The sequence below is a fragment of the Burkholderia sp. NLJ2 genome (assembly GCF_049487195.1).
Lineage (GTDB): Bacteria > Pseudomonadota > Gammaproteobacteria > Burkholderiales > Burkholderiaceae > Burkholderia > Burkholderia pyrrocinia.
On record NZ_CP137808.1, the window covers coordinates 1,929,167 to 1,949,193 of the forward strand.

The following is a 20,027-nucleotide window of genomic DNA, read 5'->3' on the forward strand; positions in this document are numbered from 1 at the left end:
ACTCCGGTCGGGGGTGGAGTCGCCATTAAACCGCAATCCGGCTGCGTCTCGCTAGCTGAAGAACGAGATCGGGGCGAGATTCGCGACGCTGCCTGCGGCAAGCGTGCTGACCCATGCGATGGCGCACGACAGCATCGAGCCGATCCGCAGCTTGTCGTTCGCGGCGGCGTCCTGGGTGGAGGGATCGACGATCACGTTGTGTCTTCTTGGTTCGCGCGGTTCGGGGCGATACGCGTCATGCAGGACGACGAGCGACCATCAGCCTGGCGGTCAGGATTTGCACGACTTCGCCGCGTTGATTGACCGTCCTGGTTCGCAGCGTGAGCATCCCGTACTGCGGGCGTGACCGGGACGGCGTCAGCTCCACGACTTCGCTCTCGACGCGCAGCACGTCGCCCGCGCGCGTCGGCTGCTTCCATTCGATGTCGGCGCCGGCGCCGAGTATTCCGTTCGCCAGCTTCGGCCCGCTCGCAACGAGCAGCCGCATCGTGATCGCCGCGGTATGCCAGCCGCTCGCAGCCAGGCCGCCGAATATCGTGTCGCGCGCGGCTTCGTCGTCGAGATGGAACGGCTGCGGATCGAATTCCGCGGCGAATCGCTTGATGTCGGCGGCGGTGACCTCGTGCGTAGCGCCGACGAAGGTGTCGCCGATCGTGAAATCGTCGAAGTAGAAAAGCTGCTGGTCCATGGACGTATCCGATGCGCGGGAGGAGAGATCCGGGCGGCGCCGCTGATGGGTGGTCGTTCGGGCTTGACGCCACTATATGAAACGTTACGACGCGGTGTAAGAGGGCGGCGATGAATGCGGCATTCCGGATCGGTCAATAATCGGCGCACCGGGATGCGGGTGCCGCAAGCGGCAACGAACGGTGGAGAAGGCCGCGCGTAACCGGGTCGTAGGGTGCCGCCGGGCCGTCGGGCTCACGCCGTTTGTCGTTCGGCATTATTGATCCGATTGGAAAACCGCTTTGACCCGGCACGCTTGGGGTAGAGGCGGGTGTATCGCTAGACTGATTGCATGATGAAGCGCCAGCCGAAGGCGGCGTCGCTTTCCGTGTCGAACGAATTCCGGACGCACGCCGGGCAGCGCGAAAACCATGCGGAGGTAAGGATGGGCACGACCGAGATCGAACCGGCCCCGTACCGCAAGGCCATGCCGGACGCGCCGGCCCTCAGCATCCGGCGCATCCGGGAGGCGAGGGACGGAACGCCGGTGCTCCTGCGTGCGATCGAGCACAGCGATCTCGAGATCGAACGCGATCTGGTCGACCGGCTGTCGAGCCAGAGCCGCTACATGCGATTGATGTCGGCGCGCAAGCCGACCGAAGACGAGATGGTTCGATGGACCCGCATCGACCGCCGGCGGGAAGGCGCGGTGATCGCGACAATCTGTGCCAGCGGCCGCGAACGGCTGATCGGCGTCGCGCGTTATGCGATGAACGACGGCGAAACCGATGTCGTCGAATGCGCGATCGTGATCGACGACGCCTGGCATCGGCAAGGGCTCGGCCGTGCGCTGTTGTCGAGCCTGATCGATCTTGCGGAACGGTCGGGCATGAAGCGCATGGTCGGCACGACGTGGAGCGAGAACGACGCGATGACCGGCCTCGCGCGATCACTCGGATTCAGGCTGTCCCGGGAGCCGGGAGCCGCGTTCGTGACGAATCTGCGACTCGATCTGGATTTCCGTCATTCGGCGCTGCCGGGCGAGGCCTGAAACAGCAGGGCGTTTGCTGAGGGACCGCCTGCCAGGTTCCACGTGCATCGTCCGCGCCACGATACAAGTCACACGGCGCCGCCTATCTGAACGCGGCATTTCCGCATGTGCCGACATGGATCTGGATCGTGGCGTTCATCGTGTTGACGAGCGGCCTGAACATCTTCGGCATCGAACTGGCTGCGCGCTTCAATATCGTGCTGATGATCGTGCGACTCGCGATTGTCGCGATGTTCGTCCTGCTGTGTTGGCACTACGCGTCGGCGGCGGCAGGCGCGGGCGGTATCGCGATGGCCGAGCCGTTCTTCAAGCCGCACGTGCCGTTCGGCGCGACGATGGCGGGCGCCGCGATCGCCGCGTATTCGTACCTCGGCTTCGACGCCGTCTCGACGCTGACCGAGGAAACGATCGACCCGAAAAAGAACATGCCGCGCGCGATCCTGCTGATTGCGCTGATCGGTGGCGCGATCTTCGTGATCGCGGCGTACACGATGCAGCTCGCACACCCCGGCGTCGAATTCAAGGACACGGATTCGGCCGCGTTCGAATTGGCGAAGATGATCGGCGGCGATCTGTTCGTGACGGTGTTCCTCGTGGGCCTGATCCTTGCGCAGTTCGCGTCCGGCATCTCCGCGCAGGCGAGCGTCGGCCGGCTGCTCTATGCGATGGGCCGCGATGAAATCCTGCCGAAGCGCATCTTCGGGGTCATTCATCCGCGCTTCAAGACGCCCGCGATCAACATCGCGCTGGCCGGCGTCGTCGGATTGATCGCGCTGAAGCTGGATGTCGCCACGTCGACGTCGTTCATCAACTTCGGTGCGTTCCTTGCCTTTACGGCCGTCAATCTGTGCGTGATTCGCCTGTATCTGTCGGGCAATCACGGCGAGCGCAGGATCGGGGTGTTCGGTGGGCTCGTCTCTCCGGTAATCGGCGCGGTGTCCGATATCTGGCTGCTCGTCAGCCTCGAGAAGGCGGCGCTCGTGCTCGGCGTCGTGTGGTTCGCGCTCGGACTGGTGTATCTGTGCTGGATTACGCGCCTGTTTCGCCAGGCGCCGCCTGAAGTGGCGATTTGAGCGAGGCGAGGAGGGGGCACTCGGACTCGAACGCTGACAGACATGGCTGCAGTCAGCGTCAACGGGCCCGATCCACACTAGTGCGGCTGGACTTCAAATCCGGGTTGGGCGGTGTCAGACACGCTCGAGTCGGTTCGACTCCGGCTGCCTTCCGCCAGCCTGGGCTTCCGGTGTTTTCCGTTTGCTCCTGTTGTTGAGGTTCTCGCAGGCGAGCGTCGATCGAAAATCGACGTAGCGATCGCGGATGATCGTCAGTGCCCGAAGGCGGAAACGGATTCACGATTGTGAAATCGCACCTCCTCTGATAGTGTTTTTCGCCAGGCAGCGGCTCGCGCTGCCAATCACATGACTACAGCGAAAGACCTATGGCAACCAAGTTCGTGCATTTTGAAGACGTGAATGGCAATGCCGTCTACGTCAATCCCGAACGCGTAACTTTCGTGCGCGAAGCCCAGTCGGACGAAACTCAGATCTTCTTCGGCGCCGAGCATGCGTTGAGAGTCAAGGGTGGCGCGGCCGATGTCGCCAGTCGGATTGCCGCCGAATAACACGCGGCGACCGATGGGCCCGATCACGGGTGCAAATCACTGCATTCTCGGGGCCCAAACACGACATCTGAACTTGGGACCTACACCCACACATGTCATACCCGGATTCAGATGTCCACCTTCCAGCCATTTAGAGATGTCCGGTTTTAAGGTTGGTTTTGCTGCGTCTCTTTCCTCGCTTTAACCGTTACGCAGTGTCGAAGGTCGGCGCCTGAACGGGCAGGGCGCTTGCGTTCGTTTCCCCCGTTTTTGCAGACCGACGGCCAGGTTTGTTTGGCGGCTTTGCGGCTTGCTTCCGTCGAGCCAGGTCCACGATCACATGTTCGACGTCGGCCTGCGTGATCTCGCGTTGCTTCTTCCTGCCCGGTTCGGCCTCGTTTCGATTGGTCCGGGTCGAGTCGCCTCGATGCGTTCGAGACGGTGCCTTACCGATTCGGCTGTTATCGCGTTGTGCCTGAAGGGCCTGCGCGACCTGCAGCACATGGCTCAAGCGCTTGTGCTCGACGATGGCGCCCTGATCGATTTCAGCCAGGCGGTCATATTCCTTGTAGGGCAACACGCGGCCCTCTGCTCGGAGTTCGATGCGCTCATCCGGGTACTCCCAAACCTCGATCGTTCGATCAATCAGTTGCCGATTCTCCGGTGTATCGTCCAGCAAATACATCACTCGGTCGTACTGCACCGTCAGCGACTTCGTCACTTGCCGCGGTTCACGCCACGTCAGCGCCAAGTCCAGACTCTCATCGGCCCGCAGCGACCGGTGCGCATTGAAGTCGCTCTTCGGTGGCTTCGCGAAGCGGGCGTTGTAAGCGGCCATGAAGGAGGGCGCGTAAACATTGGCGTCGGCCACCGTGTTGATCCCGCGCAGTCGCATCTCCTTGACCAGTCGATCCTGCAACGTCAGGTGCGCTCGTTCGACTCGCCCCTTGGCCGGACTGCTGTTTGCGCAAAACGCGTCGATGTTCAGCTCGTACATCGCGCGGCCGAAGTGCGTCACCCGATTACCAGTCTTGCCTGGCGTTACGTTGCGGAACACACTGTACTTGTCGCTATAGAACGCCCCCGGCTTGCCGTGGCGCTCGATGTACGCCCGCGTCGCCTCGAAGTAGCTGAAGGTCGATTCGGTTCGCGTGAAATGCAGCATCATCAGCCGGCTCGTCGCGTCGTCCACATACACCAGCAGCGTGCAGGCCGGCGCCCGTTCCTCGAACCACCGATGATCGCTGCCGTCGATCTGGATCAGTTCACCCAGACATGCCCGGCGTGCACGCGGCTGGTAGACCTTCGGCGGCCGCTGCCGGCGCGGCACCCACAAGCCAGCCTCCGTCATCAGCTTCCTGACCGTTTCCTTGGCCAGCCGGATGTCGTGGCATTCCCAGAGCTTCTCGCAGGCCAGCGTCGGGCCGAAGTCCGCGTAGCGATCCCGAATGATCGACAGCGCCCGATCAGCCGTCATGCTATCCAATCGGTTGTTGCTGGGCTTCGCGCGCCGTTGCGACACGAGACCTTGCGGCCCGTGCTCACGCAATCGGCCGACCAGTCGCCGGATCTGCCGTGTCGTCAGTTCGAGTCGCTCGGCCGCGCGCCACGGCTGAAGCTTGCCGTCTGCGACGTCCTGGATGACCTTAAACCTGTCCAGCTCGTGCATCGTCATCGTGATCCGTTCCGTTGCAGCCATCGAAGCCTCCAGCGCTGGATTCCCAGCGGCCGATCAGCTTACGATGGGTCGAAAAGCGGACATTTGAACTTGGCTAGAAGCGGACATTACAACTTAGCCGCTACAACACAAACTATCGATAAGTTTGATTATGTCAAATATGATATTGACGCTCTCAAACCCCTGATCCCACCACCAACAACCCGCCGCGACCATCAATCCACCTCCAGATCCCCAGCCGTTTCCACCCGCCGCGTCTCACGCCTCGTCCCCGCAGCAGCGCGCCGGCCGCGCCTGCCGACGGACACCACCACCCGAAACGCCACCGGCGCGAACACGAGCCCGAACATCGTCGCGGCGAGCACGCCCCCGAACGCACCCGTGCCGATCGAACGCCGGCTTTCCGCACCGGCGCCGGTCGCCAGCACGAGCGGCACGACCCCGAGCAAAAACGCCATCGACGTCATCACGATCGGCCGGAATCGCGCAGCGGCCGCGTCGATCACCGCCTGTCGCAGCGGCACCCCGCGCCCGGCGAGATCGCACGCGTACTGCACGATCAGGATCGCGTTCTTCGCCGCCAGCCCGACCACGGTGATCATGCCGACCTTGAAGTACACGTCGTTCGGCATGCCGCGCGCGAGCGCCGCCGCGATCGCGCCGATCATGCCGAGCGGCACGATCGTCAGCACGGACAGCGGAATCGACCAGCTTTCGTACAGCGCGGCAAGCGCCATGAACACCGCAAGCACGGACAGCCCGACGAGCAGCGGCGTTTGCCGCGCGGCGACCTGCTCCTCGCGCGCCGCATCGACCCAGTCGAAGCCGATCCCGGCCGGCAGCGCACCGGCGAGCCGCTCCATCTCCGCCATCGCCGCGCCCGAACTCGTGCCGGTGGCCGGCCGGCCGCTGATGTCGAGCGACGGATAACCGTTGTAACGATTCAGCATTACAGGGCCGATCGTCCAGTGCGGCGCGGCGATGGCCGACAGCGGAACCATGTCGCCGGTGCGGTTCGGCACCGTCAGCGCCATCAGTTGCGCATCGGTCGCGCGTGCGACCGGGTCGGCCTCGATGATCACCCGCCGCATCCGGCCTGACGCCGGAAAATCGTTGATGTAGTTCGAGCCGAACGTACCGCCCAGGAGCCCCGCGATCCGCTCGAACGGTACGCCGAGCGCATACGCCTTCGCGCGATCGACATCGAGTTCGATACGCGGTGCGTCCGGCAGGTCTTCGAAATGCACGGCGGCCAGCAACGGATCCGCCTTCGCGCGTCCGGACAGCTGCTCGCGAGCCGCCTTCAACACGTCGAGCCCGACGCCGCCCCGATCCTCGAGCCGGAACGTGAATCCGTCGGCATGCCCGATGCCGCGCACCGACGGCGGCAGCGACGCCTCGACGTCGCCGTCGAGGATCGCGCCGAAACGCCCGTTGAGCCGGTCACGCAGCGCCATCGCGTCGACGTCGCGCCGCGCCCAGTCCTTCAGTTCTACGAACGCCATCCCGACGTTCTGTCCGCTGCCCGCGAAACTCCAGCCGATCACGCTCGTCATGTTCGCGATCGCCGGCTCCGCGCGCAGGATCGCCTCGACTCGCTCGGCGACCGCGAGCGTGCGCGCCTGCGTGGCGCCCGCCGGCAACTGGATCATCACCTGCAGTTGCCCCTGGTCTTCGGTCGGCAGGAAGCCGCCCGGCATCATCCAGTACAGCAGCCCGCATGCGATCACGAGCGCCGCGTAGACCGCCACGACCAGGCCGGTGCGACGCACGGCGAACACGGCGATGCGGCGATAACCGGTTTCGACGCGCGCGAAGGCCGTACCGAACCGGTCGGCCAGACGCGCGCCGATGCCGCGTCGCCGCGCGCGGCCGGTTCCGCCGTCGTGTCGCGCGACCGGCTTCAGCAGGTTCGCGCACAGCGCGGGCGTGAGCGACAGCGCCATGAACGACGACACCAGCATCGATGCGATCATCGCCACCGCGAACTGCCGGTAGATGCCGCCGACGGTGCCCGGAAAGAACGCCATCGGCACGAATACGGCAGTCAGCACCGCGGTCACGCCGACGATCGCCCCGCCGATCCGCTTCATTGCCCTGCGCGTGGCGTCGCGCGGCGACACGCCCTCCTCCATCACCCGGTGCACGCTCTCGACGACGACGATCGCATCGTCGACGAGGATGCCGATCGCCAGCACGAGACCGAACATCGTGAACACGTTGATCGACAGTCCGAACGCCCACATCGCGACGAACGCGCCCATCAGCGTGACGGGAATCACGACGGTCGGCACGAGCGTGCAACGCAGATCGCGCAGGAACAGCCACATCACGCAGAACACCAGCACGACCGCCTCGACGAGCGTCAGCACGACTTCCCGGATCGCGATCTTCACGAAATGCGCACCGTCGAACGGAATCTCGATCGCCACGCCCGGCGGCAACGTCCTCGACAACTCGGCGAGCCGCGCACGGATCGCGTTCGACGTTTCGAGCGCGTTGCCGCGCGGGCCGAGCTGGATGCCGACGGTGGCCGCCGGCCGGCCGTTCAGCCGCGAATAGAACGAGTAGTCGTCGCGGCCGATTTCGACCCGCGCGACGTCGGCGACGCGCACCGTCGACCCGTCCGTCTTCGACTTCAGCACGATCCGGCCGAACTCGTCCGGCGACGCGAGCTGCCCCTTGACGACGATCGACGCGGTGAGCTGCTGGCCGCCCGGGAACGGCGCATCGCCGATCGCGCCGGCCGTGACCGTCGCGTTCTGCGTACCGATCGCCGCGATCACGTCGTCGGCGCCGACACCGTATTCACGCAGCTTGTGCGGATCGAGCCAGACCCGCAGCGCCTCGTCGGCGTCCCACAGCTCGGCCGCGCCGACACCCGGCGCACGCTTCAGTTCGCGCAGCACGTAGCGGTTCAGGTAATCGCCGAGCTGCGCGGAATCGCGCGTGCCGTCGGTCGACGTCAGCGTGACGAGCATCAGGAACGTGTTCGCCGCCTTGAATACGCCGATCCCCTGCTGGACGACCTGCTGCGGCAATCGCGACTCGACCTGCTTCAATCGGTTGTTCACGTCGACGAGCGCGATGTCCGGATCGGTGCCGGGCGAAAACGTCATGTCGATCTCGAGGTTGCCGTGACCATCGCTGCTCGTCTCGTAGTACAGGAGCCCGTCGGCGCCGTCGAGGCTTTCCTCGATGATGCTGCCGACGTCGCCGTCGACCGTCTCGGTCGACGCGCCCGGATACGCGGCCGTGATCACGACCCGCGGCGGCGCAAGGCGCGGATATTGCGCGATCGGAAGCTGCGGAATGGCGAGCACGCCCGCGACGACGATTGCGAGCGCAACGATCCACGCAAAGACGGGACGATCGATGAAGAACGACGGCATCGGCGAGTGTCGGCGACCGCGCTACAGCGTGAGTTCGAACGCGCGCGCGAGCAGCCCCGGCAGCTTCGCACCTCCGGTGGCGCGCTCGCCGTACGTGTCGTCGCTCGCAAGCAGCGTCGGCGCCGCGCCGAGCTGCTCGAGCTCCGACCCGAACAGCCGGTAGAAGCTGTCGTCGAACCGCATCGCGTCGACCGGCGCGACGATTCGCCCGCCTTCGACCCAGAACGTCGCGAACCGCGTCATCCCCGTCATCCGGCATGCGATTGGGTCCGAGAAGTTCAGGTACCAGAGGTTGCCGACGTAGAGCCCCGTGTCGAGCGCGGCCAGCACGTCGGCATCCGCGAGCGTGCCACCCGCGATCGACAGCGACTGCGGCGATTCGCCGTTGTCGGCGCCGTTCGGCGCGCGCCCGTGCTCGCGCGCGGTACGTGCGCACACGAGCTGCCCCGCCCCCCTCCCGTCGACGACAAGTGGCACGCTATCGCGCCGGTAGCCGTCCGCATTGAACGCCGGCACGAGGCCCAGCGACAAATCCTCGGTGATCGACACGCGCGGATCGAGCGCAACCTCGCCGGCGTACAGGCGATGCAGCGGGCTGCGGGCGCTCGCCAGCGCGCGCGCCGAAAAGCCGCTCCAGCCGAGCAGGCTCGTCATCTCGTTGACGGCGTCCGGCGCGAAATACGCGCGGTAGCGCCCGGGGGCAAGCGCCTTCGGCGTGCGGCCGAGCACGGGTAGCCGCGCGGCGGCCGCCTCGACCCGGGCGGCGAACGCCGCATCGCGCCAGTCGTCGCCCGCATAAACGGTCTTGATCGCCCGTCCGCTCGGGTCGTACAACGACCAGCTGAAGTTGAAATTCTCGACCTCGTACCAGCCGCGGCTGCCGGTCGACGACGCGAAGCCGCGCGCCAGCGTGCCGCCCGCGTAAAAGCCGACGAAGTCGAGCCCGCGCGCGCATTCGGCCACGACTCGCGCGAGCCCGTCCGCATCCGGCAGGCGCCCGGTGCGGCGCGTTTCCTGCACCCACGACGTGGTGTCGAACAGCAGGTGCGGGTCGTCCGGCGCATCGCGCAGGCCATCGCGCAGCACGGCCAGCGCGGCCGCCAGTTCGGGCAGATCGGCCGCCGGATCGCCACAGACGGTCAGCGCCGAGTGCGCTTGCCGCGCCCCGTCGACGAGCCGCACGGACAGTCGCCCCTGCGTGACGCGCCCGGTCTGGCGGATCCTGCCGCCATTGAAGCGGATGAAGTCGGACGTTTCGCCGGAGAAGCCGAGCAGGACGGTTTCGGCCGGCGCCGTCAGCCGTTGCGCCTCGTCGGCGAGCCGGGTGAAATGCGCATGCCAGTCGATTCCGGCGCGGCGTGCCATCGGATCGAATCCCGTCATCACGCCCCTCCGAATACGTCGACGCCGGCGAACACGCAGGCCGGCGCGGCGTGGCCGACGCGGATGATCTGCGCAGGTTCGCCCTTCCCGCAGTACGGCGTGCCGTAGATGCCGAACGTGCTCGCATCGCCGACCGCACGCAGGCTGCGCCAGAACTGTGCAGAGATGCCGCGGTAATTCGGGCGCTTGACGACCTGCGTGAGCCGGCCGTTCTCGATCAGTTGCCCGAATTCGCAACCGAACTGGAATTTGTTGCGGTGGTCGTCGATCGACCAGGACGTGTTGGTACGCATCAGGATCCCGTGCTCGGTGCCGGCGACCAGCGCATCGAGCGACTGGTCGCCGGGTTCGACGTTCAGGTTCGCCATCCGGTCGATCGGCGCGCGGTTCCAGCTCGACGCGCGCGAGTTGGCCACACCCGGCAGGCCCGCACGCTGCTGCGACAGCGCCCCGCCGAGCAGCCGTTCGAGCACGCCGTTGCGAATCAGGTACTGCTTGCGCGCCGGCATGCCGTCGTCGTCGAACGAGTAGGACGCGGCTTCGGCGGCCGGCTCGGGATCGAACGTGACGTTCAGCAGCGACGAGCCATACTGATAGTGGCCGACCATCTCCGGCCTGACGAAGCTCGATCCGGCGAAGTTGCGCTCGTCGCCGAGGATCCGGTCGAGTTCGAGCGGATGGCCGATCGATTCGTGGATCTGCAGCATCATCTGGTCCGGCATCAGCAGCAGGTCGCGCCGGCCGGTCGGGCAGTTCGGCGCGGCGAGCAACTGCAGCGCCTCGTCGGCGACGCGCACGCCGGCGCCGTCGAAGCCGTAGCGCGCCAGCACGTCGAGGCCGCCCTGCGCCAGCGTGCCCGATTGACCGAGCGAGCGCGTCTGCGTGTCGCCGTCGCCGTGGGCGACGGCGTGCAGTTCGGGCATCAGGGAGCGGAACCGCTGGTCGATCCGGACGCCGTCGCTCGTCACATGACACTGCTCCGTGTGCACGATCGTCACGCTCGCCGCGCGCTCGACGATGCGCGCGCCGAGGTTCGCCGCCGCGCATTCGTGCGCGAGACGCTCGATCCATTCCACGCGCGACGGCAGCGCCGCATCGACATCGGGAGACGCATACGTGCCGCTCGTCTGCGGGCGCGCAGCCTGGCGATGATCGACCAGCGCCCACGGCGCGCTTGCCCGTGCCCGCGCGGTCGCGATGTCGAGCGCCGCCTGCAGCCCGGCCGGAGACAGGTCGGGCGTCGCCGCATAACCCGCGCCTGGTCCGGCCCAGGCCATCAGCATCGCACCGCGCTCGCGCATGCGCGAGAACGGCTGCGCGACGTCGTTGCGCACCGCATGTTCGTCGATCGTCTCGTCGACGATGCGCAGCGACCAGAAATCGGCGTCACTGCGCAACGCCTGCGCCGCCTGCACGGCTCGGGCGCCCGGCGCCCGGTTCTCGTCAATCATCGGTTCTCTCTTGCCTCTCCTGCGGGCCGCGCGTCGGCGCCGGCATGGACGACGCGAGCAGCGCCCGCGTGTACGGATGGGATGGCGCGTGCAGCACGTCAAGCGTATCGCCCTCCTCGACCACGCGCCCCGCCTTCATCACGACGACCCGGTGGGCCATCGCGCGCATCACCGCCAGATCGTGCGTGATGAACAGGTAGCTGAGTTTGTACTTCTTTTGCAGATTCGTCAGCAGATTCAGCACCTGCTTCTGGATCGACACGTCGAGCGCGCTCGTCGGTTCGTCCAGCACCAGCAGTTCCGGCTCCACCGCCAGCGCGCGCGCGATCGCGATCCGCTGCCGCTGGCCGCCGGAGAATTCGTGCGGATAACGCAGCATCGATTCGGCCGGCAGGCCGACCTCCTGAAGCAGCGCGGCGATCCGCGCGCGCCGCGCGTCTCCGGCCACCTGCGGCCGGTGCACGGCGAGCCCCTCGCCGACGATCTGCTCGACCGTCATCCGCGGCGACAGCGAGCCGAACGGGTCCTGGAACACGACCTGCATCCTGCCGTACAGCACGCGCCTGCCGCCCGTCGTCCGCAGTGCTTCCAGCGGCATGCCGTCGATCTCGATCGAGCCGGCCGCCGGCCGCTGCAGGCCGAGCACCGTCGCCGCCAGCGTCGATTTCCCCGAGCCCGATTCGCCGACGATCCCGAGCGTTTCGCCGCGCCTCAGGTTCAGCTTCACGTCGTGCACGGCCCGGAACGTCGTCTTGCCGAGCACCGCGCGCCAGCCCTTCGCCGCGATGCGGTAATCGACGGCGAGGTCCTGCACGTCGAGGATCGTCTGCGCGCCGGCCGCGACCGGCTCGACGTCCCGCTGCGGCGCGCTGTCGAGCAGCCGGCGCGTATAGGCATGCCGCGGCGCGGCGAACAGTGCGTCGGTCGTATTCGTCTCCACGAGTACGCCCTGCTCCATCACGGCCACGCGCTGGGCGAAGCGCCGCACGAGATTCAGGTCGTGCGTGATCAGCAGCACGGCCATCCCGCGCGCGGCCGCCTCCTGCTCCTGCAGTTCGATCAGCAGATCGACGATCTGCTGGCGCACCGTCACGTCGAGCGCCGTCGTCGGCTCGTCCGCCAGCAACAGCCGTGGCCGGCACGCCAGCGCCATTGCGATCATCGCGCGCTGACGCTGCCCGCCCGACAACTGATGCGGAAAACTGTCGATACGCCGCTCCGGCTCCGGGATACCGGTGCGCCGCAGCAGCGCGATCCCCCGCTCGCGCGCGTCGCCCGGCCGCAGCCCTTCATGCAGCCGCAGGCTCTCGGCGATCTGCTTGCCGATCGTATACAGCGGATTCAGCGCGGTCATCGGCTCCTGGAACACCATCGCGATGTCGGCGCCGCGAATCCCGCGCATCTGCTGTTCGGTCTTCGCGAGCAGGTCGTCGCCGTCGAACAGCATCCGTCCCGACAGCGTCGCCTGCTGTGCGAGGCGCAGAATCGACAGCGCCGTCACGCTCTTGCCCGACCCCGATTCGCCGACGAGCGCCACGCGCTCGCCGCGGCCGACCGACAGGCTCAGGTCCTGCACCGCCGCCTTCGCGCCGAAGCGCGCCGAAAACCCTTCGATCTGCAGCAACGCGTTCGCCATCATCGCCCCCCGCCGAACGCCGAGCCGCGCGCGCGCGTGTCGAGCGCGTTGCGCAGTGCGTCGCCCATGAAGGTCAGCAGCAACAGCGTCACCACCAGCGCCGCGAATGCGGAGATCGAGATCCACCATGCGTCGAGGTTGTTCTTGCCCTCCTGAAGCAGCTCGCCCAGGCTCGGCGTCGGCGGCTGCACGCCGAGGCCCAGGAAATCGAGGCTCGTCAGCGACAGGATCGCGGCGCTCATCCGGAACGGCAGAAACGTGATCACCGGCGTGAGGCTGTTCGGCAACACGTGGCGCCACATGATCTGCGCATTCGTCAGCCCCATCGTGCGCGCCGCTTTGACGTAGTCGAGCGTGCGGTTGCGCAGGAATTCGGCGCGCACGTAATCGGACAGCACGAGCCAGCCGAACATCGACAGCAGGATGAACAGCAGCCACAGCGACGGCGTGAAGATCGACGCGAAGATGATCAGCAGGTACAGGTCCGGCAGCGCGCTCCAGATCTCGATCAGGCGCTGCCCGACCAGGTCGGTGCGGCCGCCGTAGAAGCCCTGCAGTGCGCCCGTCAGCACGCCGACCAGCACGCCCGACACGGTCAGCGCGAACGCCATCAGCACCGACAGCCGGAACCCGTACAGCAGCCGCGCGAGCACGTCGCGCCCGAACTGGTCGGTGCCGAGCCAGTTGCTCGCCGACGGCGGCGCCGGATACGGCTGCGATGCGAAGTAGTCGATCGTGTCGTAGCGGTAGCGATTCGGCGGATAGACCGCGAAATTGCCGTGCGACTCGAGCTTCGCGCGCATGTAGGGATCGAGATAGTTCGTCTTCGCGGGAAAGTCGCCGCCGAACGCGGTCTCCGGATAGTCTTTCACGATCGGAAAATAATAGTGCCCGTCGTAGCGCACGAGTAGCGGCCGGTCGTTCGACAGGCCGTCGGCACACAGGCTGAGCACAAACAGCGCCGCGAAGATCACCAGGCTTGCATAGCCGAGCGGCTGCGCGCGAAAGCGCTGCCACGTGCGCAGCCACGGCGACGGCGACGGCGCGCACGCGGGATCAGTGGTCCAGGCGGCCGAACTGGATACGGGGGTCGACGACGACATAGCAGATATCCGCGATGAGCTTGGTCAGCAGACCAATCAGGGTGAACAGGAACAGCGAGCCGAGCACGACCGGATAGTCGCGGCGGATCACCGAGTCGTACGACAGTTGCCCCATCCCGTCGAGCGAGAACAGCGTCTCGATCAGCAGGTTGCCGTTCAGGAACGCGCCGACGAATGCGGCCGGCAGCCCGGTGAGCAGCGGGATCGCCGCATTGCGCAACACGTGTTTCCACAGCACGTCGCGCTCCGGCGCCCCCTTCGCACGCGCGGTCAGCACGTACTGCCGGCCGATTTCCTCGAGGAACGTGTTCTTCGTCAGGATCGTGACGATCGCGAAATTGCCGATCACCGACGCGGTCACCGGCATCACGATGTGCCACAGATAGTCGAGCGTCTTGCCGATCAGCGTCAGGTCGTCGAAGTTGTCCGACGTGAGCCCGCGCATCGGAAACGCCTGCCAGAACGTGCCGCCGCCGAACAGCATCAGCAGCAGCACGCCGAGCACGAAACCCGGCACCGCGTAGCCGGTCAGCACCAGCACGCTCGTCACGGTGTCGAACCGCGAGCCGTTGCGCACCGCCTTCGCGATGCCGAGCGGTACCGACACGAGATAGGTGAGGATCACCGTCCACAGCCCGAGCGTGATCGAGACCGGCAGCTTCGACCGGATCACCGCCCACACGCTGCGGTGCGCGAAGTAGGACTGGCCGAGGTCGAACGTCGCATAGCTTTTCAGCATCAGCAGGTAGCGCTCGAGCGGCGGCTTGTCGAATCCGAACTGCTTGCGGATCTGCTCGATCTGCTGCGGATCGACGCCCTGGCTGCCGTGGTAACCGCCACCGCCTCCGCCCGCCTCGCCCCCGCGCGCGCTGCCGTGGCGCAACTGCGCGAGCACCTGCTCCACCGGGCCGCCCGGCACGAACTGCGTGACCGCGAACGTGATCGTCACCACCCCGACCAGCGTCGGGATCATCAGCAGCAGCCGCCTGAATATGTACGCCAGCATCGTCGCTCCCCGTCAGGCCGCCGGAGCGGGTTGTGGTTGTGCCGCCGGCTTCTTCACGTACCAGTAGTCGATGATCCAGTCCTCGTAAAGATAGGAGTCCGGCACGATCGCCGGATGGCCGAGCGTCGCCTTGTACGCGATCCGCGCGTTCGGCAGGTAGTACTGCGGGATCAGCGCGTACAGGTTGATCAGCACGCGATCGAGCGCGTGCGTGGCCGTCTCGAGATCGTCGAGCGTGTCGGCCGCGAGCGCCGCGCGGATCAGCGCATCGACGGCCTTCGACTTCACGCCCGGATAGTTCTCGGAGCCCGGCTGCGATGCGGCCGCGCTGCCGAAACGGCGCGTCAGCTCCGCGCCCGGGATCGTCACGGGCAGGTAGATGTACGTCGTCATGTCGTACTCGAAATTGTCGAGCCGCTTCAGGTAGACCGCGCTGTCGATCTCGTGCAGGTACGCGTGGATGCCGAGCGTCGCGAGCGCCTGCGTGTACGGCAGGATCAGGCGGTCCATGCCGGGCTGGTCGTCGATGATCTCGATCGTCATCGGCGTGCCGTTCGCGTCGCGCAACGCACCGTCGCGATAGTGCCAGCCGGCCTGCGCGAGCAGGTCGCGCGCTTCCTTCAGGTTCGCGCGCAGCGAGCCGGGCGGCAGCGTCGACGGCTGGCTCACCATCGGGCCGAACACCTCGGGCGGCAGCGTCGACCGGAAGGGTTCGAGCAGCGCGAGCTCCTTGGCGCTCGGCACGCCGGACGCCGCGAACGGGCTCGCCTCCCAGAAGCTGCTGGTGCGGCGATACTGCCCGTAGAACATCATCCGGCTCATCCAGTCAAAGTCGAACGCCAGCGCGAGTGCATGCCGCACGCGCACGTCCTGGAACATCGGCTTGCGCAGGTTCATCAGGAAACCCTGCATCTGCGCGGGGCCGTCCGGGAATTCCCCCTTCTTCAGCATGCCGTTGCGGAAATTCTTGCCCACGTACTTGCGCGCCCACTGCGTCGAGCTGTATTCCATGCGCGCGTCGACATCGCCGGCCTTGAACGCCTCGAGCGACGTGTACTGGTCCAGGTACAGCTTGAACGACACATGGGCGAAGCGGAACATCCCGCGTCGCGACGGCAGGTTCGCGGCCCAGTAGTGCGGGTTGCGCACGTAGCGGATCTGCTTGTCGTTCCTGCGCTGCTCGATCAGGTAGGGACCGCTCGCGATGGGCGGCACGGTCGCGATCTGGTCGAACGGCGGCCGCGTGCCGTCCGCGCGTTGCCCCCATTTCGGCGAGAACACCGGCAGGTCGCCCGCGATCAGCGCCGCGTCGCGCTCCGCGTGCTTGAACTCGAAGCGGACCGCATGGCTGTCGACCACCACCGCGCGCTTGATGATCGAGAACTGCGCGTTGTAGAGCGGCGACGCCTGCGGGCTCGTCAGCGTGTCGAACGAATACTTGATGTCTGCCGCGGTGATCGCGTCGCCGTTCGAGAAGCGCGCGGCCGGGTTGATGTGGAACGTTGCGGACAGCCGGTCCGGTGCGACCTCGACGTCGTCGGCGATCAGCGCGTATTCGGACGCGAGCTCGTCCCAGCTGCGCTGCATCAGCGTGTCGAACATCAGGTTCTTGATGTCCGGTGCGGGCGAGCCGCGCACGAGGAACGGATTCAGCGAGTCGTAGCTTTGCGCTTCGTCGTAGTTTTCGAAATCGAGTGTGCCGTTGTCGGGCGCATTCACATCCGCGTAGTCGAAATGCGTGAAGTCCGGCGGATATTTCGGCCGGTCGTATTGCGAAATCGCCGACACCGCGAGCGCGGCCCGTGGCATGGCGCCGCCCGACGCGAGCAGCACCGCGCACGCGAACAGCGCGGCGCGCGTGCCGTTGCGCATCCACCCGTGCGCGCGCATCCGGCGCGCGTGGCGCGGCACACGTGCCCATCGCCGTTTCAACAGTGTCATGGTCAGTCTGTCCGGAAGCGTGCGTGCACGATGCCTGCGCGCGGTCGATGCCTGTGCCGGACGCAGCGTGCCGCCCGCGTCCCGCTGGTTACTCGTGCTGAAAACGATCCGACAAGCTGCGCCGTCGCAGTCCCGGTTGCGGACCGTCGTGGCGCCACGCGAAAAAAGGCCGCTCCATGGAAAGGGGGGGGGTGGACGTGGAGCGGCCGGTCCAAAGCCTGTCAGTGCATCGCGATCCCCGTCAGAACTTGTACGTCGCGCCGATCTGCGCGAACCGGCCGATGTACGAATAGATCGACGTGTCGTAACCGCTCTGGTCCAGCGTGCCGTTCGCGAAGATCGGGTCGTACGGCGGCGTGCGGTTGAAGATGTTGTCGATGCCGCCGTAGATCGTCCAGTTCTTGAAGCCCGTATACGTCAGCATCAGGTTGAACTGGCTGTACGAACCGACCTTCGACGGCGCGGGCGCCGGCAGCAGGTTCTGCGCGTACGGGCCCGTGAACTGCCACGTCAGTGCCGCATCGAACTTCCGGTAGTTCCAGTCCAGCGTCGTGTTGCCGCGCCAGCGCGGGAAGCTGCCGCCGAACGGCTGCGTGATCGTGAAGTTGTTGCCCGCGCCGTTCACCGGCGTGCCGCCCGGGAAGCCGATCTTGTAGCTGTTGATGTACGCCCAGTCGCCCGACAGCGTGACCGTGCCCCAGCCCTTGAGCGGCAGCGCCTGGCGGAACGTGCCTTCGAAGCCGTTCGTGTCGAGGTAGCCAAGGTTCTGATACGGGATCACCTTGTACAGCAACTGGCCGGTCGTCGGGTCGGTCACGACCTGCGACGGCTTGCCCTGGCCGATCACGTTGTCGATGCGGATCTTGTACCAGTCGAAGCCGATATCCGTGTAGCGGCTCGGCGAGACCTGGAAGCCGATGTTGAAGTTGCGCGTGCGTTCCGGCGCGAGGTTCGGGTTGCCGACGGTGATCGACGTGTAGTTCTGGCCGGTGGCCGGGTCGACCTGGATGCCGAGCGTCTGCGACTTGCTGTCCTCGACGAAGGTCGGCGCACGGAAGCCGCGGTTGTACGACGTATACAGCGTGAGCGCCTTGATCGGCTGGTAGCGCAACGCAAAGCGCGGCGAGAAGGCGCCGCCCACGTCCGTGTAGTGATCGTAGCGGCCCGCCTGGCTGAACGTCAGGTTCTCGAGGATCGGCACGTTGATCTGGTAATAGACAGCCGCGACGTTGCGCTGGCCGTTCACCGTCTCCAGGTCCGGCGTGATGACCGCCCCGCTCAGGTATTCGGCGCCCGGCGTCAGCACTTCGCTCTGGTGCGTGAACTGCGCGCCGAAGCCGATGCCGACGTCGCCCGCCGGCAGATGGAACAGGTTCGGCGTCGACAGCGTCGCGTCGATCGTATCGAGCTTCGAGATACCGAGGTTGTTCGCTTCCTGGAACAGCCCGTTGAACGCGTTAGGCGTCGCCGCCGGGTTCGCGAAATTCAGCGTGCCGTTCTGGTAGATGTTGTTCAGCGCGTTGACATTCAACTGGTTCGTGAACACGTTCGACACCGTGCTCTGCGAATGGCTGACCGACGTCGCCCAGTCCCAGTCGCCGTACGGCAGCGTAAACGACCCCTTGATGCCGGCGGCCGCGCGCCAGTAGTTGGCCCAGGTCTTCTGCGCGACCGTGTTCGGAAACGCGTAGGTGAGCGGCGTGGCCGCGCCGGTCGTGTTGTACGGGTTGCCGACCGGCACGACGAAGTTGAACGGCGACAGCAGCTTCGTCTGCGGATTCCAGACGAGCGCCGGGTTCTGCGAGTTGCCGATCACGTTGTTCCACAGGCCGTCATTGGTCGTGGTCGTGTTGTAGCTCTCGAGGAAATCCGCGAACGCGGTCGTCTTGTCGTCGATCTTGAAGTCCGCATGGAGCTTCGCGTTCAGGCGCTCGGTCATCGGCAGGATCGACGTGCTTTCGGCCGTGTTGTACCCGCAGACCGTGCCCGGCGACCCGGCCGACAGCGAATTCGACACGGCGGGATGCACCGAGCCGCCGAACGGACAGCCGCCGCTCAACGCCTGCGCGACGCCGCCGGGCATGTTCCAGTAGGACGGCGCGAGCAGCGAGAAGCCGCCCGGCTTGCCCGTGAAGTCCTGGTTGCGGGTCGAATCGCGGTCGGCGAGCGTGAAGCCGTTCGACTTGTAGTAGCTGAGCGCCGCGGTCACGTTGAAGCGGTCGGCGTTCAGGTCGCCGAAGCCGCCGAGCACGCCGAACTTCATCGTCCCGTCGCCGTTACCGGCGTTGATCGCGCTGCCGAGGCTGCCGTCGAGCTGCAGGCCGCGGAAATTGTGTTTCGTGATGATGTTGACGACGCCGCCGATTGCATCCGAACCGTATTGCGAGACGGCGCCCGTCTTTACGATTTCGATGCGCTCGATGTCGTTGAGCGGCAGCGTGTTGAGGTCGAAGAACGAATCGACGCTGTTCGAGAAGAATGCGTACGGCGCCACGCGCTGGCCGTCGACCAACACGAGCGTATATTTTTCGGACAGGCCGCGCAGCGCAATGCCGGCGGCGCCGGCCGCGAAGTTGCCCGACTGCCCCTCGCCCCAGCTGTTCGCCGAGTTGGCCGCCGCATCGCGCAGGAAGTCGGCGACGGTCACCGCGCCGCTGCTCTGGATTTCCTTCGGCGTGATGGTCTGCACCTGCTGGAAACCGGTCTTGTCGGCCTGCCGGATCAGCGAGCCCGTCACTTCGAACCGCTTGATCTGCGCGACCTTGCCCTGCCCGTTCGCGCCGGGTGCGGCGGGCGTCGCCTCGGTTGCCGCGGCGCCCGTGGCTGCAGCGGCATCCGGCGTGCCGTCCGCCTGCGCGACGGTCACGGGCGCGCCGTTCGCGACCGCATCCGCGATCGCGACGGCGCCCGGCGCCGGCTGGCTCTGGGCGAACGCCGGCGGCACCAGTGCGGCCGTCAGCGCCAGTTCCGCCCAGATTATCCTCTTGATGGCCAACGCCAAAACTCTCTGCTTCATCTTGTTCCCTCTCGCTCGTAGTAAGACCCCACCTGCCGTGCGCCGGAACCTTGTGAATTCCTTGCGCGTCCTGGGTGCCCGTGTATCGGAACCCGCGATTGCCA

The 20,027-nt window shown here is 66.4% G+C and carries 13 protein-coding genes and 1 pseudogene; 3 read left to right on the plus strand and 11 right to left on the minus strand.

Going from position 1 to position 20,027, the window contains the following annotated elements; translation table 11 throughout:
* Window positions 1-51: 51 nt before the first annotated feature.
* Both R9B84_RS08845 and R9B84_RS08850 read right to left on the minus strand, forming a co-directional pair.
* Complete coding sequence (locus tag R9B84_RS08845; RefSeq protein ID WP_423757686.1) at window positions 52-195, minus strand: hypothetical protein; 144 nt, start codon at window positions 193-195, stop codon at window positions 52-54.
* A gap of 40 nt (window positions 196-235) precedes the next feature.
* Complete coding sequence (locus tag R9B84_RS08850) at window positions 236-688, minus strand: MaoC family dehydratase (RefSeq protein ID WP_423757687.1); 453 nt, start codon at window positions 686-688, stop codon at window positions 236-238.
* A 330-nt stretch (window positions 689-1,018) separates the two neighbouring features.
* Between R9B84_RS08850 and R9B84_RS08855 the strand changes: the two genes are divergently transcribed.
* The 3 genes and pseudogenes from R9B84_RS08855 to R9B84_RS08865 all read left to right on the plus strand — a co-directional run bounded on the left by R9B84_RS08855 (window position 1,019) and on the right by R9B84_RS08865 (window position 3,338).
* The gene (locus R9B84_RS08855; RefSeq protein WP_423757688.1) at window positions 1,019-1,717 is read left to right on the plus strand and encodes a GNAT family N-acetyltransferase; all 699 of its coding nucleotides are present in this window, start codon (window positions 1,019-1,021) and stop codon (window positions 1,715-1,717) included.
* 74 nt (window positions 1,718-1,791) lie between these two features.
* Window positions 1,792-2,790: pseudogene (locus tag R9B84_RS08860) on the plus strand (APC family permease); the annotation flags it as partial.
* Between the two features lie 365 nt (window positions 2,791-3,155).
* Window positions 3,156-3,338 (plus strand): hypothetical protein, encoded by a 183-nt coding sequence (locus R9B84_RS08865; RefSeq protein WP_423757689.1) that lies wholly within the window; start codon window positions 3,156-3,158, stop codon window positions 3,336-3,338.
* Window positions 3,339-3,525: 187 nt separating this feature from the next.
* On the opposite strand, the gene R9B84_RS08870 is transcribed toward R9B84_RS08865, so the two are convergent.
* The 9 genes from R9B84_RS08870 to R9B84_RS08910 form a co-directional block, all read right to left on the minus strand.
* Entirely contained in the window at window positions 3,526-5,016 is a 1,491-nt protein-coding gene (locus R9B84_RS08870; protein WP_423757690.1) for an ISNCY family transposase, read from the minus strand.
* 194 nt (window positions 5,017-5,210) lie between these two features.
* Window positions 5,211-8,387, minus strand: a complete 3,177-nt coding sequence (locus tag R9B84_RS08875; protein WP_423757691.1) for a multidrug efflux RND transporter permease subunit — start codon at window positions 8,385-8,387, stop codon at window positions 5,211-5,213.
* A 21-nt stretch (window positions 8,388-8,408) separates the two neighbouring features.
* Window positions 8,409-9,770, minus strand: coding sequence for a metallopeptidase TldD-related protein (locus R9B84_RS08880; RefSeq protein ID WP_423757692.1), 1,362 nt, complete (start codon window positions 9,768-9,770; stop codon window positions 8,409-8,411).
* A complete protein-coding gene (locus tag R9B84_RS08885; protein ID WP_423757693.1) occupies window positions 9,770-11,221 on the minus strand; it encodes a TldD/PmbA family protein in 1,452 nt (483 codons plus the stop codon). Before R9B84_RS08885 ends, R9B84_RS08880 begins: the two co-directional genes overlap by 1 nt.
* Window positions 11,214-12,857 carry an ABC transporter ATP-binding protein gene (locus R9B84_RS08890; protein WP_423759983.1) on the minus strand — a complete coding sequence of 548 codons (1,644 nt, stop codon included), beginning with the start codon at window positions 12,855-12,857 and terminating at the stop codon, window positions 11,214-11,216. The genes R9B84_RS08885 and R9B84_RS08890 overlap by 8 nt, the downstream gene beginning before the upstream one ends.
* The gene (locus R9B84_RS08895) at window positions 12,857-13,960 is read right to left on the minus strand and encodes an ABC transporter permease (protein WP_423757694.1); all 1,104 of its coding nucleotides are present in this window, start codon (window positions 13,958-13,960) and stop codon (window positions 12,857-12,859) included. The genes R9B84_RS08890 and R9B84_RS08895 overlap by 1 nt, the downstream gene beginning before the upstream one ends.
* On the minus strand, window positions 13,914-14,966 hold the full coding sequence (locus tag R9B84_RS08900; RefSeq protein WP_047900729.1) for a microcin C ABC transporter permease YejB: 1,053 nt from the start codon (window positions 14,964-14,966) through the stop codon (window positions 13,914-13,916). The genes R9B84_RS08895 and R9B84_RS08900 overlap by 47 nt, the downstream gene beginning before the upstream one ends.
* Window positions 14,967-14,978: 12 nt before the next feature.
* On the minus strand, window positions 14,979-16,907 hold the full coding sequence (locus R9B84_RS08905) for an extracellular solute-binding protein (protein ID WP_423757695.1): 1,929 nt from the start codon (window positions 16,905-16,907) through the stop codon (window positions 14,979-14,981).
* 241 nt (window positions 16,908-17,148) lie between these two features.
* Window positions 17,149-19,923, minus strand: coding sequence for a TonB-dependent receptor (locus R9B84_RS08910; RefSeq protein ID WP_423757696.1), 2,775 nt, complete (start codon window positions 19,921-19,923; stop codon window positions 17,149-17,151).
* Between the last annotated feature and the right edge of the window lie 104 nt (window positions 19,924-20,027).